Raw genomic sequence first — 17939 nt, forward strand, 5'->3', positions numbered from 1 at the left:
GCGAAGACCTTTTGCTTACTTTTGGCTGGGCCGGCTTCCGGTCTTTCCAAAAGTGAGCCGCTGTAAGAGCGGAACCATAGGTAGCCGTTACCGAAACAATGGATATGTACTCCGACCCAAAAGCTCCAGCGCCCCACACCCAGCCTTCGCGAGCAAGCCCGCTCCCACATTTGGATCGGGGGCAATCAGCAAGAGAGTGGGCGACTTGGAGGCCGCCATCGCAGGCAAGCCAGCTCCCACATTTGAATCCTCGGGGGCATCAGCAAGAGAGTGGGCGACTTGAAGGCCGCCATCGCAGGCAAGCCAGCTCCCACATTGGAATCCTCGGGGGCATCAGCAAGACCAGTGGTCGGCGTGGAGCCCGTCAGGGCTGCCAGCCGCCGCCAAGGCTCTGAACCAACGCCACACTCCCCTGACTCAACTGCCCCTGCGTATCGCGCAAATTCTGCTCAGCCTGCAACAACACCAACTGCTGAGTCAGCACCGCCTCCCGACTCACCGTGCCCGCACGCAATTGCGCCTCCTGGCTACCAAACAACTGCTGGTTACGCGTAAACACCTGCTGGAACGCATCAGCCTGCGCCTGCAGATGATTGATCGCCGACAAATTATCCTCAACATTCTGCAAGGCACCCAACACCGTGCCGCGATAGTTGGCTGCAATCTGGTCATAGCTGGCCTCAGCCTGCTTGACCGCCGCCTCCCGCGCACCACCGTCAAACAGCGTCTGCGCCAATGCCGGCCCCAGGGTCCAGATCCGATTGGGCAACGAAAACAACCCACCCAACGCACTGCCGCGATAACCCGCCGACCCCGTAAGATCCAGCGTCGGAAAAAACGCCGCCTCAGCCACACCGATTTTGGCATTCGCCGCCGCCGCCGAACGCTCAGCCGCCACCACATCCGGCCGCCGTTGCAACAACGTCGACGGCAAGCTCAACGGCGGCCTCGGCAGCACAAAACTGAAATCCTCGCGCGGCGCCACACTGAACTCACTCGGTGCCCTCCCCACCAGCACCGCCAGCGCATGCTCGTACTGCTCACGGCTACGCAGCGACGTCTGCAAGTCAGCAATCGAGGCAGTCAGTTGATCCTGCGCCACCAGCAACTGGTCATTGGTCGCAACGCCCTGAGAGAACTGCGCCTGAATCATGTCGAGCAATTGCTGATTGATCGTCTGCTGCTGTTGCAACAAACGCACGTCGATGTCCATCTGCCGCAGGGCCAGATAATTACTCGCCACGCTGGAGCTGATCGACAGGCGAACCCCGGCCAGCAACGCATCCGATTGCTGCGCCGTGGCCTGGCTCGACTCAATCCCCCGCCGCACCAGCCCCCACAAGTCCGGCTCCCAACTGGCCGTCAGGGTCGCACTCACACTGTTTTTCACGCCGGTCGACGCCACGCCACTGGAACTGCTGCCATCACCGCCCTCCCCCCGCGAGCCCGACAAGCCCACGCCCACCGTCGGCCACAACCCCGCGCGGCTCGACGCGACCTGCGCCTGAGCGAGCCGATAGGCCGCCTGTGCGGCAATGATCGACTGGTTGGCCGTGGCCGAGCGCGCCACCAAATCATTCAACACCGGGTCCCGGTAAGCCAGCCACCACTGGCTGTCCAGCGCGCCCTGGGGGTTGGACGCCGCGCGCTGCCATTGCGCGCCTTCCTTGAACGACTGCGGCAGTTGCATGGCGGGCTTTTGATAATCCGGCCCGACCATGCAACCGCCCAGCAACAGGCTGACAACCAGCACGCTAACTCTGAATTTCATGACCTTGCTTCCTTGTGCCGGCCCAGGCGTTGCGACGCCCGGTCGAGCCAGAGGTAAATCACCGGAGTGGTATAAAGCGTCAGCACCTGGCTGAGCAGCAACCCGCCAATAATCGCTATGCCCAACGGCCGGCGCAGTTCCGAGCCGTAACCCGTGCCGAGCACCAGCGGCAGAGCGCCGAGGATCGCCGCCAGCGTGGTCATCATGATCGGCCGGAAGCGGATCAGGCACGCGCGGCGGATCGCTGCCTTGGCCGTGAGGCCGAACTCACGCCGCTCGGTGATCGCGAAGTCGATCATCATGATCGCGTTTTTCTTCACGATACCAATCAACAGAATCACCCCCACCAGCGCGATGATCGACAGCTCGGTGCCGGTCAGCAGCAAGGCAATCAAGGCGCCGACACCCGCCGAGGGCAAGGTCGAAAGAATGGTCAGCGGGTGCATCAGGTTTTCATAAAGAATGCCCAGCACGATGTACACCGAGAGCAACGCGGCCACGATCAGCAGCGGCTCGCTGGCCACCGAAGACTGGAACACCTGCGCCGTCCCGGCAAACTGACCGGTAACGCTGGCCGGCATGCGCAACTGCTTCACCGCGTCATCCACCCGCTCGGTGGCCTGGCCAATCGAGGTGCCGGGCGCCAGGTTGAAGGAAATGGTCACCGCCGGAAACGTACTTTGGTGGCTGATGGAAATCGCCGTGCGCGCCACCGCGTTATCCGCCAGCGCCGACAGCGGCACCAGTGGCGCCGCGCTGGCCAGATTCGGCGCCGCAGTGATGCCCTTGCTCGACACGGCCTGAACGCCGCTCGGCACATAAATGCCCTTGAGCGCTTGAGGGTCGGTCCAGTATTGCGGCGCGATTTCCATCACCACGTGGTACTGGTTGGCGGCGCGGTAAAGGGTCGACACCTGGCGCTGGCCAAACGCGTCGTAAAGCGTCTGGTCCACCGCCGACATGCCCACGCCGAGCCGCGCCGCTGTGTCGCGGTTGATGTGCATATTGGCCAACAGGCTGTTGTCCTGTTGGTCGGTATTCAGGTCGGTCAATTGCGGCAACGTGTGCAGCACCGCCACCACTTTCGGCACCCATTCATCCAGCGAGGATTGGTCGTCGGCAGTCAGGGTGTATTGATACTGCGCGCCGCTTTGCCGGCCACCCACGGTGATGTCCTGCGCCGATTGCAGGAACAGCCTGGTCCCCGGCAAGTCGCCCAGCGTGCGGCGGATTTGCCCGATTACCTCGGTGGCGCTGTCCTTGCGCTCACCCAGCGGTTTGAGCAGCACAAACATTTGCGCACTGTTGACCGCCCCGCCACCACCGCCCCCGCCGCCGACAAACCCGGCAGCGGTCTCCACGTTGGGGTTTTTCATGACTTTGTGGTTGATCTCGGTGAAGTCCTTTTGCATCGCCCCGTAGGAAATACTCTGCGCCGCAATAATGCTGCCTTGCAGGCGCCCGGTGTCTTCCTGGGGAAAGAACCCCTTGGGCACCAGCACGTACAACACACCCGCCAGCACGATCACCAGCACCGTCACCAGGCCCATCAGAATAGAGTGGTCGATGACCCAGCCCAAGGTGCGGTCATAGAAGCGATGAAAGCGCGAATCCGGGTGTTCGCTGCCTTCGTGGGTCTCTTTCGGCGCGCGCAGCAACACGCTGGCGAGCATCGGCGTGACGGTCAGCGAAATCACCATCGAGATGACGATGGCCACCGACAACGACACCGAGAACTCGCGAAACAGCCGCCCGACAATCCCGCCCATCAGCAGCAGCGGAATAAACACCGCCACCAACGACACGCTGATGGTCATCACCGTGAACCCGACTTCCTGCGCCCCGGCCATGGCGGCTTGCACTCGAGTCTTGCCGCGCTCCAGGTGGCGCATGATGTTTTCCACCACCACGATGGCGTCGTCCACCACAAAGCCGGTGGAAATGGTCAGCGCCATCAGCGACAGGTTGTTCAGGCTGTAGCCGAGGAAGTACATCGCGCCAAAGGTGCCGAGCAGCGACAACGGCACCACGATCGCCGGCACCAGCGTGCTGCGCCAGTCACGAAAGAAACCAAAGGTCACCAGCGTCACCAGCAGGATCGACGCCAGCAAGGTCACTTCCACGTCGTGCAGCGAGGCGCGGATGGTGGTGGTGCGGTCCATCAGCAGGTCCAGCTTGATCGACGCCGGAATCGAGCTTTGCAAAAACGGCAGCGAGGCTTTCACCGCGTCCACCGTGTCGATCACATTGGCGCCCGGCTGCTTGAACACCACCAGCAGCACCGCCGGCTTGCCGTTGGACAGGCCGAAGTTGCGCAGGTCCTGCACGTCTTCACGCACGTAGCCGAGGTCGGAAATATGAATCAGGTCGCCGTTGTGCGCCTTGACCACCAACGGCCCGTAGTCGTGGCTGTCGAGCAACTGGTCATTGGCGCCGATGCCGTAGGAGCGGTCGCCAACCGCTACATTGCCCTTGGGCAGGTTGGCGTTGGAGGCGCCGATGACCTGGCGCACCTGCTCCAGGCTGACGCCGTATTTATTGAGCCGATCGGGGTTCAACTCGACCCGCACTGCCGGTAGTGCGCCGCCGCCCACGGTCACATCGCCGACGCCGGTGGTTTGCAGCAACCGCTGCTCCAGCACCGTTGAGGCCGCGTCATACATCTGGCCCGGCGTGGCGCTGTCGGAGGTCAGGCTGATGATCAGGATTGGCGAGTCGGCCGGGTTGACCTTGCGGTAGGTCGGGTTGCCGGACAGGTCGCTGGGCAAGTTGCTGCGCGCGGCGTTGATCGCCGCTTGCACGTCTCGGGCCGCGCCGTCGATGTCGCGGCTCAAGTCGAACTGCATTGTGATACGCGTCGAGCCCAGGCTGCTGGCCGAGGTCATTTGTGTGACCCCGGCGATCTGCCCGAACTGACGCTCCAGTGGCGTGGCCACGGAACTGGCGACGGTGGTCGGGTCGGCGCCGGGTAACGAGGCGCTGACGCTGATGGTCGGAAAATCCACCTCCGGCAGCGGCGCCACGGGCAACAGGTTGAACGCCAGCACGCCAAACAGGGCCAGCCCGGCCGCCAGCAGCGTGGTGGCAATCGGGCGGCGGATAAACGGCGCGCTGAGGTTCATCGCATCAGCCCACGGTAACCGGGCGCCGGCTGAAACGCTCGCCCAGGCCGTGCATGGCGAGGAAGATCACCGGCGTGGAAAACAGCGTGAGCAACTGGCTCAGCAACAGGCCGCCAATGATTGCGATACCCAGCGGGTGACGCAGCTCCGAACCGATGCCCGTGCCCAGCGCCAACGGCACCGCGCCGAACAGCGAGGCCATGCTCGTCATCAAAATCGGCCGAAAGCGCAGCGCCGCCGCCTGACGAATCGCCTCAACCGGGCTCAACCCGCCTTCGCGTAAAAGCTCCAGGGCAAAGTCGACCATCATGATGCCGTTTTTCATGACGATGCCGATCAGCAACACGATGCCGATCAAGCCGATGATGTCGAACTGCGTGCCCGTGACCAGCAACGCCAGCAAGGCGCCTAGCGCCGCCGACAACAGGGTCGAGAGGATCGTCACCGGGTGCACGAAGCTCTCGTACAAAATCCCCAGCATCAGGTACACCACCACAATCGCCGCCAGCACCAGAAACACTTGGTTGGACAGCGACGCCTGGAATGTCGCCGCCGCGCCTTCGAGGTTGGCCTGCACCGACAGCGGCAAGCCGACCTCAGCCTCAATGGCCTGCAAGCGCGTGACTGCGGCGCCAAGGGTCTGGCCGGGCGCGAGGTTGAACGACACATCGGCATAGGGAAATTGCCCCAACCGGTTAATGGTCACCGGCGCGCGCACCACTTCCAGGGTCGCCATGCTCGACAACGGCGCCACGCCGCCGCCGGGTATGTCCACGTACAAACCGGTGAGCAAATCCGGCAAATTGCGCGGCGGGTGGTCGGTGGCGATCACCACGTGATACTGGTTGAGCTGGGTGTAAATGGTCGAGACCTGGCGCTGGCCGAAGGCGTCGTACAGCACGTCGTCGATGGCCTGCGGCGTGATGCCCAGGCGCGAGGCGGTGGCGCGGTCGAAGGTCAGCTTGATCTGGTTACCGAACTGCATGGCCTGGCTTTGCACGTCGGTGAACATCGGGTCTTTCTTGATCGCGGCGAGCAGTTTGCCGGTCCATTGTTCCAGCTCATCCGGGTCGGTGGCTTGCAGGCCGAGGCGGTAGCTGGTGGTGGCCACCGTGGCGTCCAGCGTCAGGTCCTGCACCGAGTGCAGGTACAGGCGGATGCCGGCGTCGTTGGCATTCGCGTCGGCCAGGCGGCGGATCACTGCGGTGCTGCTGTCACGCTCGCCACGCGGCTTGAGGTTGATCAGCAAATTGCCTTGGTTGATGGTCGGGTTGGTCTGGTCGATCCCGACAAACGACGACAGGCTTTGCACCGCCGGGTCCTTGAGAATGCGCGCCGCCAAGCGTTGTTGCTCAACCTGCATCTGCTGGAATGACACGGTTGGCGAAGCCTGGGAAATGCCCTGAATCAGGCCGGTGTCCTGATCCGGGAAAAAGCCCTTGGGCATGATCACCAGCGTGAACAAGGTCAGCGCGGCGGTGAGCACTACCGAAATCAACGTGAGGGTGCGGTGCGCCAACACCCAATCCAGGCCACGCACGTAATGGCGGTTGATGCGGTCGAAGAAATCCGCGCGGCGCTCCTCGTGTTTGGACTTGAGCATGTGCGCGCACATCATCGGCGTCAGCGTCAGGGAAATCACCGCCGAAATCACAATGGTCACCGCCACCGTCATGGCAAATTCGCGGAACAGCCGCCCGACCACATCGCCCATGAACAGCAGCGGGATCATCACCGCGATCAGTGCGATGGACAGCGAAATAATCGTAAAGCCGATCTGCTCCGCACCCTTGAGCGCGGCTTGCAACGGAGTGTCGCCTGCCTCCAGGTAGCGGGTGATGTTTTCGATCATGACGATGGCGTCATCCACCACAAAGCCGATGGCGATGGTCAGCGCCATCAGCGTCAGGTTATTCAGGGAGAAGCCCAGCGCATAGGCGACGGCCAGGGTGCCGATCAGTGTCAGCGGTATGGTCACCGCCGGAATAATCGTGGCGGGCACATTGCGCAGGAAGGCGAAAATCACGATCACCACCAGCAAAATCGCCAGCCCCAACTCGTACTGCACATCGGTGACCGAGGCGCGGATGGTTTGGGTGCGGTCAGTCAGCACCGCCACCTTCAAAGTGCCCGGCAAACTGGCGCGCAACTTGGGCAGCAGTTGCTGCACACGGTCGACCACTTCGATCACGTTGGCGCCGGGTTGGCGCTGGATATTCAGCACGATCGACGGCGTATCATTGGTCCACGCCGCTTGCCTTGGGTTTTCCGGGCCCTGGGTCGACGTGGCGATCTGCGACAGGCGAATCGGCGCGCCATTTTTATAGGCGATCACCAGGTCGCGGTATTCCTCGGCCGACTGCAACTGGTCGTTGGCGCCGATGGAATACGCCTGGAACTTGCCATCGATATTGCCCTTGGCCTGATTGACGTTGGCAGTGCCCAAGGACGTGCGCAGGTCATCCAGCGACAGGCCGAGGTTGTTCAGCGCCGACGTATTCGCTTCGACCCGCACCGCCGGGCGCTGGCCGCCGCTGATGGTCACCAGGCCGACGCCGGTGATCTGCGAAATTTTCTGCGCCAGGCGTGTGTCGGCGAGGTCTTCGATTTTGGTCAGCGGCAGCACGTCGGAGGTCAGCGACAGGGTCAGCACTGGCGCATCCGCCGGGTTGACCTTGCTGTACACCGGCGGGTACGGCAGGTTGGCCGGCAGGAAGGTGCCCGCCGCGTTAATCGCCGCCTGCACTTCCTGCTCGGCCACGTCCAAAGATAGCGACAGGTCAAATTGCAGGGTCACCACCGAGGCGCCGTCGGAGCTGGTGGAGTTCATGGACTTGAGCCCCGGCATTTCACCGAGCTGGCGTTCCAACGGTGCGGTAATCGAGGAGCTGACCACGTCCGGGCTGGCGCCGGGGTACTGGGTGAACACCTGGATGGTCGGGTAATCGACTTCCGGCAGCGCCGACACCGACAGCAAGTGATAGCCCAGCAAACCGAGCAGCAGCACCGCGACCATCATCAGCGTGGTGGCCACGGGGCGTTCGATAAAGGGTCGCGAAATGTTCATGTCCGCCAGCCCCTCACTCGGCGACAACCTTCACGGGCGAGCCATCATCGAGTTTATCGGCGCCCTCGGTGATCACCTGCTCACCGGCCTTCAGCCCATTGTCGAGCACCGCGCAGACATCTCCGGTGGACGGGCCGGTGCTGATCGTGCGCAGGCTGGCCTTGCTGCCGTTGACCACGAACACAAAGTCGCCCTTGCTGCCGTGCTGGATCGCGCGGGTCGGCACCACGGCGATCTGGCTGAGGGTGTCGGCCTTCAGGCGCGCATTGACGAACTGGTTGGGAAACAGCGCAGTGCCGGCATCATCGAACTGCGCCTTGACCTTGATAGTGCCGGTGCTGGTGTCCACCTGATTGTCGAGCGCCAACAGGGTGCCGGTGGCCAGCAGGGACTTCTTGTTGCGGTCGTAGGCCAGCACCGTGACGGTGCCTCGGGCCAGCGCCTGGTTGATCGCGCCAAGGTCATCTTCGGGCACAGCGAACACCACCGTGGCCGGGTTCATCTGGGTGATCACCACGATGCCGGTGGTGCTGGCGGTGGTGACGTAGTTGCCGGGGTCGACCAGGCGCAAACCGGCCACGCCATCCGCCGGCGAGGTGATGGTGCAGTAGCTCAGTTGCACGTCGAGGTTTTGCACATTGCCTTGGTCGGCGGCGACAGTGCCCTGTTGTTGCTGAACGACCGAGGCCTGGGTGTCGAGGGTTTGCTGGCTGGTTGAGCCGGCCATGACCAAATCGCGATAGCGCGCCAGGTCACGCTGGGCGTTGCTCAGCACCGCCTGGTCGTGGGCGAGCGTGCCTTTGGCGACGGCCAGTTGCGCCTTGAGCGCGCGGTCGTCAATGCGGGCGATGACCTGGCCCTTGCTGACGTGCTGGCCTTCCTTGAATTGCACACTGCTGAGAATGCCATCGACCTGGCTCACCACCGTGACGCTGCGAGTGGGAATAACAGTGCCAAGGGCGTCGATGTACACCGGCACGTCCTGCAAAGCCACCGGAACCACAGCGACCGGCTCACCCAGAGAAGGAGGCTTGCCCTTATGGGCGCCGCCATAAAAAAAGTGCACGCCCAAAACAATCACCAGCGCCAGCAACAGCACGCCAACGACCCAGGCGAACGTACGTCGTCTGCTTTTCTCCACGGTTTCTCACTCGAACGCCGAATACAGGACAAAACGACCGGCGCTGTCACCGTGTCGCTGACCTGAACTCTATCAGCGCGCCCGGTGCATGCCTGTACAACTGCGAATGCATTCAGCATCAAGACAGAAAATGTCAGTGTAACGCCCGTGATACAAGGGCTGCGCCCGTATTCTTGAGCGCTGCGCCAAGCCGGTGCTAACATGCCCGACCGCCTGTCATGGCAAGGAAGTTCCTGGTTTATGAGCACCATTCGCGAGCGCAACAAACAACTGATCCTGCGGGCGGCGAGCGAGGAGTTCGCCGACAAGGGCTTCGCCGCGACCAAAACCAGCGACATCGCCGCCAAGGCCGGGCTGCCCAAGCCCAACGTTTATTACTACTTCAAGTCCAAGGACAACCTCTACCGCGAGGTGCTCGAAAGCATTATCGAGCCGATCCTGGCCGCTTCCACGCCGTTCAACCCCCAGGGCGAGCCCAAGGAAGTGTTGAGCAACTACATCCGCTCGAAAATCCGTATTTCCCGCGACCTGCCGTTTGCCTCCAAAGTGTTCGCCAGCGAAATCATGCACGGCGCGCCGCACCTGACTGCCGAGCAGGTTGAGCAGTTGAATGCCCAGGCCAAGCACAACATCGACTGCATCCAAAGCTGGGTAGATCGCGGGTTGATCGCGGCGATTGACCCTAACCATCTGATGTTCAGCATCTGGGCGGCGACGCAAACCTATGCGGATTTCGACTGGCAGATTTCAGCGGTGACCGGCAAGGCCAAGCTGGATGATGCGGATTATGAAGCGGCGGCGGCGACGATTATTCGGTTGGTGTTGAAGGGGTGTGAGCCGGACTGATAGACCGCGGTGCAGCCATGCTCCCACAGTGTCCTGCGGCGCACACAAATTGTATGAACACCGCAAGTCCCCTGTGGGAGCGGGCTTGCTCGCGAAAGCGCCCTGACAGACACATCCTGCCAAAAGCCTGACCATCAACCTCCCCGTCCTGGATCTAGCCTCTCAGAACATCCACTGAAGAGAGGCCAAGGAATGCCTGATCTCCCCGCTTCAAAACGCCTGCGCATCGGCAGGTACAACGAGAGCAACCGAATCTATTTACTGACCAGCAACACCCTCGATCGCGAGCCCATTTTCAAGGACTTCAAACTCGGTCGGCTAGTCGTTCAACAATTCAGAATTGCTCAACAGCAGCGCCTGGCAACATCCCTGGCATGGGTCGTAATGCCTGACCATTTCCACTGGCTTATTTCACTGGAAAAAGGCTCTCTAGCCGACTTGATGCGCCAAGTGAAGTCCAAAAGCACCCGCGTCGTAAATGCCGTAGCAGGGCGTCAAGGCCGCCTCTGGCAACCGGGCTTTCATGATCATGCCGTACGGCGCGAAGAAAGCCTTGAAGGGATTGCCCGCTACATTGTGGCCAACCCTTTGAGAGCGGGCTTGGTGAAGAAATATGGGGACTACCCCTTGTGGGATGCCATTTGGCTTTGATCCAAAACCGAGTCGCCTGCATCGCGGGCAAGCCCGCTCCCACATTGGCCGGTGTGAACACCATCAATCCCTGTGGGAGCGGGCTTGCCCGCGATGACGCCCTGACAATCAACAAAGCTCAGGCTGACACCCCCGCATCCGCCAACAACCCCACCCCCTCAATCGCCGTAATCGCGCACTGCTCATCAATATCCGAGGTATCCCCGCTGACCCCGATCGCCCCCAGCACCGCGCCCTCCCCATTGCGAATCAACACCCCGCCGGGCGCCGGCACGACGCTGCCCTGCCCCAGGCTGTTCAATGCGGCAATAAACGCCGGGCGCTGTTGAGCGTCCAGTGCCAGCAAACGCGAGCCTTTGCCCAGGGCAATCGCGCCCCAGGCCTTGCCGATGGCGATTTGCGGGCGCAGCAGGCTGGCGCCGTCTTCGCGTTGCAAAGTGATCAAGTGGCCGCCGCTGTCGAGCACGGCAATGGTCAGCGGCGCGGCCGAAATCGTGCGCCCTGCGCTGAGGGCCTGGCTGGCCAGTTGGGTCGCGAGTTTCAAGGTTAAAGCGCTCATGGTGCCGTCCTTATCTTGTTATGGGTAAAGCGGTTGAGGTACGCAGGATCAGATGTTCGATCAAACAAATAGAACACAATGACGTTGTTTTTTGTATACAATATTTTCTGACGAAGGCTCCATACGTCGAAAAAAGTGCTTCCGGCGAACGCAAAGGCTCACGAATAAAATGGATTGACCTGCGCAGCTCACCGTGAATACACTTTGACCAGACACCACTTGTATACAATTACAAAACGCAAGAGGCACCAAAACCATGAGCAAAATGAGAGCAATCGAAGCCGCAGTCCTGGTGATGCGCCGTGAAGGGGTCGACACCGCCTTCGGTATCCCGGGCGCCGCGATCAACCCGCTGTATTCGGCCTTGCAGAAGGTCGGTGGCATCGATCACGTCCTTGCTCGCCACGTTGAAGGCGCCTCGCACATGGCCGAGGGCTACACCCGTACAAAGGCCGGCAATATCGGCGTGTGCATCGGCACCTCGGGCCCGGCGGGCACCGACATGGTCACCGGGCTGTACAGCGCCTGGGCCGACTCGATCCCGATTCTGTGCATCACCGGCCAGGCGCCGCGTGCACGGATGCACAAGGAAGACTTCCAGGCCGTGGACATCACCAGCATCGTCAAGCCGGTGACCAAGTGGGCGACCATGGTGATGGAGCCCGGCCAAGTGCCCTATGCGTTCCAGAAAGCCTTCTATGAAATGCGCTCCGGCCGCCCTGGCCCGGTGCTGATCGACCTGCCGTTCGACGTGCAGATGGCCGAGATCGAATTCGACATCGACGCCTACCAGCCGCTGCCGCTGGCCAAGCCCTTGGCCACCCGCATCCAAATAGAAAAAGCCCTGGCGCTGCTGGATCAGGCCGAACGCCCCCTGCTGGTAAGCGGTGGCGGCGTGATCAACGCCGACGCCAGTGAACTGCTGGTGGAATTCGCCGAACTGACCGGTATTCCGGTGATCCCGACCCTGATGGGTTGGGGCACGATCCCCGACGATCACCCGCAAATGGTCGGCATGGTTGGCCTGCAAACCTCCCACCGTTATGGCAACGCGACGCTGCTCAAGTCAGACGTGGTGCTGGGCATCGGCAACCGTTGGGCCAACCGCCACACGGGTTCGGTGGACGTGTACACCGAAGGCCGAAAATTCATCCACGTCGACATCGAGCCGACGCAGATTGGCCGCGTGTTCACGCCGGACCTGGGCATCGTCTCCGACGCCGGTTCCGCACTGACGATGTTCATAGAAGTGGCCCGCGAGTGGAAAGCCGCCGGCAAGCTCAAGGACCGCAGCGCCTGGCTCAATGACTGCCAGCAGCGCAAGGCCACCCTGCACCGCAAGACCCACTTCGACAACGTGCCGGTCAAGCCGCAGCGCGTTTACGAAGAGATGAACCAGGTGTTCGGCAAAGACACCTGCTACGTCAGCACCATCGGCCTGTCGCAGATTGCCGGCGCGCAGTTCCTGCACGTCTACAAGCCACGTCACTGGATCAACTGCGGGCAGGCGGGCCCCTTGGGCTGGACCATTCCGGCAGCACTCGGTGTGGTCAAGGCTGACCCGACGCGCAAAGTGGTGGCGCTGTCCGGCGACTACGACTTCCAGTTCATGATCGAAGAGCTGGCGGTGGGCGCGCAGTTCAAGCTGCCGTACATCCACGTGGTGGTGAACAACTCCTACCTGGGCTTGATCCGCCAGGCCCAGCGCGGTTTTGAAATGGATTACTGCGTGCAGTTGTCCTTCGACAACCTCAACGCGCCGGAGCTGAACGGCTATGGCGTGGACCACGTCGCCGTCGCCGAAGGCCTGGGTTGCAAGGCCCTGCGCGTGTTCGAACCAAACCAGATCCAGCCAGCGTTGCGCAAGGCGCAGGCGATGATCGAAGAATTCAAGGTTCCCGTGATCGTTGAGATTATTCTGGAGCGCGTGACCAATATTTCCATGGGCACCGAGATCAACGCCGTCAACGAATTCGAAGATCTGGCACTGGTCGGCAACGATGCACCGACTGCCATTTCCCTGCTCGATTAAGGAGAACCCTATGCCGCGCTTCGCTGCCAACCTGTCCATGCTGTTCACCGAACAGGATTTCCTTGCCCGCTTTAAAGCGGCCGCCGATGCGGGCTTCCAGGGTGTGGAATATCTGTTCCCGTACGAATTCAGCTCCGCCGACATCAAGGCACAGCTGGATGCCAACGGGCTGACCCAAGTGCTGTTCAACCTGCCGGCCGGTGACTGGGCCAAGGGCGAGCGCGGCCTGGCGTGCCACCCCGACCGGGTCGAGGAGTTCCGCGCCGGGGTCAAGCTGGCCATCGCCTACGCCCAGGTGCTGGGCAACACCCAGATCAACTGCCTGGCGGGGATTCGTCCCGCCGGTGTGGATGACCAAACCGTGGAAAAAACCTTCGTCGCCAACCTCAAGTACGCCGCCGAGAAGTTGCAGGCGGCGGGCATCAAGCTGGTGATGGAGATGATCAACACCCGCGATATCCCGGGCTTCTACCTGAACAACACGGCACAGGCTTTGTCGATTCGCGAGCAGGTGGGCAGCGCCAACCTGTTCCTGCAATACGACATCTACCACATGCAAATCATGGAAGGCGACCTGGCCCGCACCATGGCCGCGCACCTGGGTGAAATCAATCACATCCAGCTGGCGGACAACCCGGGGCGCAACGAGCCGGGCACTGGCGAGATTAACTATCGCTTCCTGTTCGAACATCTGGACCGCATTGGGTATGCGGGTTGGGTCGGCTGTGAATACAAGCCGTTGACCACCACGGAAGCAGGCCTGGGCTGGCTCAAAACCCACAACGCGATCTGACCGAACACACACAGGATCAAAATGTGGGAGCTGGCTTGCCTGCGATAGCGGTCATTCAGTTACAGATTGATTGCCTGACACACCGTCATCGCAGGCAAGCCAGCTCCCACAGTAGATCTTCTATGTGTTGGCAGGCCGCGCCAGGCCCATACACCTAATAACAAGAGGAATTTCTCATGGCTAAAATCGGCTTTATCGGCACTGGCATCATGGGCGAACCCATGGCTGCGAACCTGCAAAAAGCAGGTCACCAACTGTTCCTTTCCGAACACCACGGCAAGGCCCCGCAGGCCCTGATCGACGCAGGTGCAGTGGCCCTGGCCAACCCGCAACAGGTGGCGCAGGAAGCCGAGTTCATCATCGTGATGGTGCCGGACACCCCGCAGGTCGAAGACGTGCTGTTCCGCGCTGACGGCGTGGCCGCCGGCCTGTCGCCGAACAAGGTGGTGATCGACATGAGCTCAATCTCCCCCACCGCCACCAAAGCCTTCGCCGCGAAGATCAACGAGGCCGGCGCGCAGTACCTCGACGCGCCGGTGTCCGGTGGTGAAGTCGGTGCCAAGGCGGGCAGCTTGAGCATCATGATCGGTGGCGAGCCGCAAACCTTTGAACGCGCCCTGCCGCTGTTCCAGTGCATGGGCAAGAACATCACCCTGGTGGGCGGCAATGGCGATGGCCAGACCGCCAAGGTCGCCAACCAGATCATCGTCGCGCTGAATATCCAGGCGGTGGCCGAAGCGCTGTTGTTCGCTTCAAAAAACGGCGCCGACCCGGCCAAGGTGCGTGAAGCGCTGATGGGTGGCTTTGCGTCGTCGAAGATTCTGGAAGTGCATGGCGAGCGCATGATCAAGGGCACTTTTGATCCGGGCTTCCGCATCAGCCTGCACCAGAAGGACTTGAACCTGGCGCTGGCCGGGGCCAGGGAGCTGGGGATCAACCTGCCGAACACCGCCGGTACGCAGCAAGTGTTCAGCACCTGCGCCGCGCTTGGCGGCGGCAACTGGGACCACTCGGCGCTGATCAAGGGCCTGGAGCATATGGCGAATTTTTCGATTCGCGATAAGTAATCCAGATTTGAAATGCCGGCCAGTGTGGGAGCTGGCTTGCCTGCGATAGCGGTGTATCTGGACATAAATGTCTGACTGGAAGACCGCTATCGCAGGCAAGCCAGCTCCCACATTTTGGTCACCATTCCAAGCTTCAAACCTAATAACAAGAACCCCCCGGGAGCCCGCTTATGTCGGTCGATCCGCAACACCTGCTTCGCGAGCTGTTTGCCACAGCCATCGATGCCGCCCACCCCCGGCTTGTCCTCGAACCCTATCTGCCCGCCGACCGCAGCGGCCGCGTGATCGTCATCGGCGCGGGCAAAGCCGCGGCCGCCATGGCGCTGGTCGTGGAAAACTGCTGGCAGGGCGAAGTCTCCGGCCTGGTGGTCACCCGCTACGGCCACGGCGCGCCGTGCAAGAAAATCGAAGTGGTCGAAGCCGCCCACCCGGTGCCCGACGCCGCAGGCCTCGCCGTGGCCAAGCGCGTGCTGGAGCTGATCAGCAACCTGGGCGAAGACGACCGCGTGATCTTCCTGCTCTCCGGCGGCGGCTCAGCCTTATTGGCCCTCCCCGCCGAAGGCATCACCCTGGCCGACAAGCAAACCCTCAACAAAGCCCTGCTCAAATCCGGCGCGACCATTGGCGAGATGAACTGCGTGCGCAAGCACCTGTCCGCCATAAAGGGCGGCCGACTGGCGAAAGCGGCGTGGCCTGCGACCGTCTACACCTACGCCATTTCCGATGTGCCGGGCGACCAGGCCACAGTGATTGCCTCCGGCCCCACCGTCGGCGACCCGAGCACTTCGCAACAAGCGCTGGCCATCCTTAAACGCTACAACATCGACGCCCCCGCCTCGGTGCGCAGTTGGTTGCAGAACCCGGCCTCGGAAACCGTCAAACCCGGCGACCCGATCCTCGCCCGCAGCCACTTCCAATTAATCGCCCGCCCGCAGCAATCCCTCGAAGCCGTGGCGGTGAAAGCGCGCCAGGCCGGGTTCAGCCCGCTGATCCTCGGCGACCTCGAAGGCGAAGCGCGGGACGTCGCCAAAGTCCACGCCGGTATCGCGCGGCAAATCGTGCAACACGGCCAGCCGCTGGCGGCGCCATGCGTGATCCTCTCCGGTGGCGAAACCACCGTGACCGTGCGCGGCAATGGCCGTGGCGGGCGCAACGCCGAGTTCCTGCTCAGCCTCACCGACAGCCTCAAGGGCCTGCCCGGCGTATACGCGCTGGCCGGTGACACCGACGGCATCGACGGTTCCGAAGACAACGCCGGCGCCATCATGACCCCGTGCAGTTACGCCCGCGCCGAAGCCCTGGGCCTGTCGGCCAGTGATGAGCTGGACAACAACAATGGCTATGGCTACTTCGCCGCCCTCGACGGGTTGATCGTCACCGAGCCGACGCGCACCAACGTCAACGACTTGCGCGCCATTCTGATCCTTGAGAACACCCCCCATGACGCCTGACAAGAAAGTCAAAATCCTCGCCACCCTCGGCCCGGCCACCGACGGCATCGATGACATCCGCGAGCTGGTGGAAGCCGGGGTGAACATTTTTCGCCTCAACTTCAGCCACGGCGACCACGCCGATCACGCCCAGCGTTATCAGTGGATTCGCCAGGTGGAGCGCCAGCTGAATTACCCGCTGGGCATCCTGATGGACCTGCAAGGGCCAAAGCTGCGCGTCGGCACGTTTGGCGAGGGCAAAGTGCAACTGGTGCGCGGCCAGGCCTTGCGCCTGGACCTCGACCCAACGCCGGGCGACCAATGCCGGGTCAACCTGCCGCACCCGGAAATCATCGCCGCGCTGGAGCCCGGCATGGACCTGCTGCTGGACGACGGCAAGCTGCGTCTGCGCGTGATCACCAAACACGCCAATGCCATCGACACCACCGTGCTGAACGGCGGCGAGTTGTCTGACCGCAAAGGCGTGAATGTCCCACAAGCGCTGCTGGAACTCAGCCCGTTGACCGCCAAGGACCGCCGCGACCTGAGCTTCGGCCTGGAGCTGGGCGTGGACTGGGTGGCACTGTCCTTCGTGCAGCGCCCGGAAGACATCCGCGAAGCCCGCGAGCTGATCGGCGACAGAGCCTTTTTGATGGCCAAGATCGAGAAGCCCTCGGCCGTGCAGCGTCTGCGCGAAATTGCCGAACTGAGCGACGCCATCATGGTGGCCAGAGGGGATCTGGGCGTGGAAGTGCCAGCCGAGAGCGTGCCGCAGATCCAGAAAGACATCATCAGCACCTGTCGCCAACTCGGCAAACCGGTGGTGGTGGCCACGCAGATGCTGGAGTCGATGCGCTTCTCCCCGGCGCCCACCCGCGCCGAAGTGACCGATGTGGCCAACGCAGTCGCCGAAGGCGCGGATGCGGTGATGCTGTCGGCCGAAACCGCCTCGGGCGAGTACCCGCTGGAAGCCGTGCAGATGATGAGCAAGATCATTCGCCAGGTGGAAAACGGCCCGGATTACCAGACGCAACTGGACGTGAGCCGGCCCAAGGCGGATGCCACGGTGTCGGACGCCATCAGCTGCGCGATCCGCCGTATCAGCAGCATCCTGCCGGTGGCGGTGCTGGTGAACTACAGCGAGTCGGGCAGTTCCAGCCTGCGCGCGGCGCGGGAACGGCCGGTGGCGCCGATCCTCAACCTCACGCCGAACCTGTCCACGGCGCGGCGTTTGAGCGTGGCGTGGGGCGTGCATTCGGTGGTCAATGACCGGCTGCGGCAGGTCGATGAGGTGTGTTCCACGGCGCTGGAGATTGCCCAGGCCCAAGGCATGGCGCAGCGCGGGGATACCTTGGTGATTACCGCGGGGGTGCCATTTGGGCAGCCGGGGTCGACCAATTCGTTGCGTATCGAGACGTTGATTTAGCGCCTGCTCGGGCCTCATCGCGGGCAAGCCCGGC

Annotated in this window: 12 protein-coding genes; 7 read left to right on the plus strand and 5 right to left on the minus strand. The window is 62.4% G+C overall.

From position 1 onward, the window contains the following. Window positions 1–364: 364 nt before the first annotated feature. Genes ACP7A2_RS24475 through ACP7A2_RS24490 form a run of 4 tightly spaced genes read right to left on the minus strand, consistent with a single transcriptional unit; the run spans window position 365 to window position 9101 of the window. The gene (locus ACP7A2_RS24475; RefSeq protein WP_426136371.1) at window positions 365–1771 is read right to left on the minus strand and encodes an efflux transporter outer membrane subunit; all 1407 of its coding nucleotides are present in this window, start codon (window positions 1769–1771) and stop codon (window positions 365–367) included. Beyond that, window positions 1768–4893, minus strand: coding sequence for an efflux RND transporter permease subunit (locus ACP7A2_RS24480; protein ID WP_426136372.1), 3126 nt, complete (start codon window positions 4891–4893; stop codon window positions 1768–1770). Before ACP7A2_RS24480 ends, ACP7A2_RS24475 begins: the two co-directional genes overlap by 4 nt. 4 nt (window positions 4894–4897) lie before the next feature. Beyond that, window positions 4898–7960, minus strand: coding sequence for an efflux RND transporter permease subunit (locus tag ACP7A2_RS24485; RefSeq protein ID WP_426136373.1), 3063 nt, complete (start codon window positions 7958–7960; stop codon window positions 4898–4900). A 13-nt stretch (window positions 7961–7973) separates the two neighbouring features. After that, on the minus strand, window positions 7974–9101 hold the full coding sequence (locus ACP7A2_RS24490) for an efflux RND transporter periplasmic adaptor subunit (RefSeq protein ID WP_426136374.1): 1128 nt from the start codon (window positions 9099–9101) through the stop codon (window positions 7974–7976). Window positions 9102–9341: 240 nt separating this feature from the next. On the opposite strand from ACP7A2_RS24490, the gene ACP7A2_RS24495 reads away from it, so the two are divergent. Together ACP7A2_RS24495 and ACP7A2_RS24500 are read left to right on the plus strand one after the other, a co-directional pair. After that, entirely contained in the window at window positions 9342–9947 is a 606-nt protein-coding gene (locus tag ACP7A2_RS24495) for a TetR/AcrR family transcriptional regulator (RefSeq protein ID WP_426136375.1), read from the plus strand. 192 nt (window positions 9948–10139) lie between these two features. Then, a complete protein-coding gene (locus ACP7A2_RS24500) occupies window positions 10140–10598 on the plus strand; it encodes an REP-associated tyrosine transposase (protein WP_426136376.1) in 459 nt (152 codons plus the stop codon). 118 nt (window positions 10599–10716) lie between these two features. Here ACP7A2_RS24500 and ACP7A2_RS24505 read toward each other — a convergent pair whose 3' ends face one another. Further along, window positions 10717–11157, minus strand: coding sequence for a GlcG/HbpS family heme-binding protein (locus ACP7A2_RS24505; protein WP_426136377.1), 441 nt, complete (start codon window positions 11155–11157; stop codon window positions 10717–10719). A 256-nt stretch (window positions 11158–11413) separates the two neighbouring features. Here ACP7A2_RS24505 and gcl point away from each other — a divergent pair, with 256 nt between their 5' ends. The 5 genes from gcl (at window position 11414) to pyk (ending at window position 17905) form a co-directional block, all read left to right on the plus strand. Continuing rightward, window positions 11414–13189, plus strand: a complete 1776-nt coding sequence (gene gcl, locus ACP7A2_RS24510) for a glyoxylate carboligase (protein ID WP_426136378.1) — start codon at window positions 11414–11416, stop codon at window positions 13187–13189. 10 nt (window positions 13190–13199) lie between these two features. Next, window positions 13200–13982 (plus strand): hydroxypyruvate isomerase, encoded by a 783-nt coding sequence (gene hyi, locus ACP7A2_RS24515; protein WP_426136380.1) that lies wholly within the window; start codon window positions 13200–13202, stop codon window positions 13980–13982. A gap of 176 nt (window positions 13983–14158) precedes the next feature. Continuing rightward, window positions 14159–15049, plus strand: coding sequence for a 2-hydroxy-3-oxopropionate reductase (locus ACP7A2_RS24520; RefSeq protein WP_426136381.1), 891 nt, complete (start codon window positions 14159–14161; stop codon window positions 15047–15049). 170 nt (window positions 15050–15219) lie between these two features. Beyond that, entirely contained in the window at window positions 15220–16500 is a 1281-nt protein-coding gene (locus ACP7A2_RS24525) for a glycerate kinase type-2 family protein (protein ID WP_426136382.1), read from the plus strand. After that, window positions 16490–17905, plus strand: coding sequence for a pyruvate kinase (gene pyk / locus ACP7A2_RS24530; RefSeq protein WP_426136384.1), 1416 nt, complete (start codon window positions 16490–16492; stop codon window positions 17903–17905). Before ACP7A2_RS24525 ends, pyk begins: the two co-directional genes overlap by 11 nt. The last annotated feature ends 34 nt before the right edge of the window (window positions 17906–17939 follow it).

Origin of the sequence: Pseudomonas sp. PWP3-1b2, assembly GCF_049896045.1 — a bacterium.
GTDB classification, from domain to species: domain Bacteria; phylum Pseudomonadota; class Gammaproteobacteria; order Pseudomonadales; family Pseudomonadaceae; genus Aquipseudomonas; species Aquipseudomonas antarctica_B.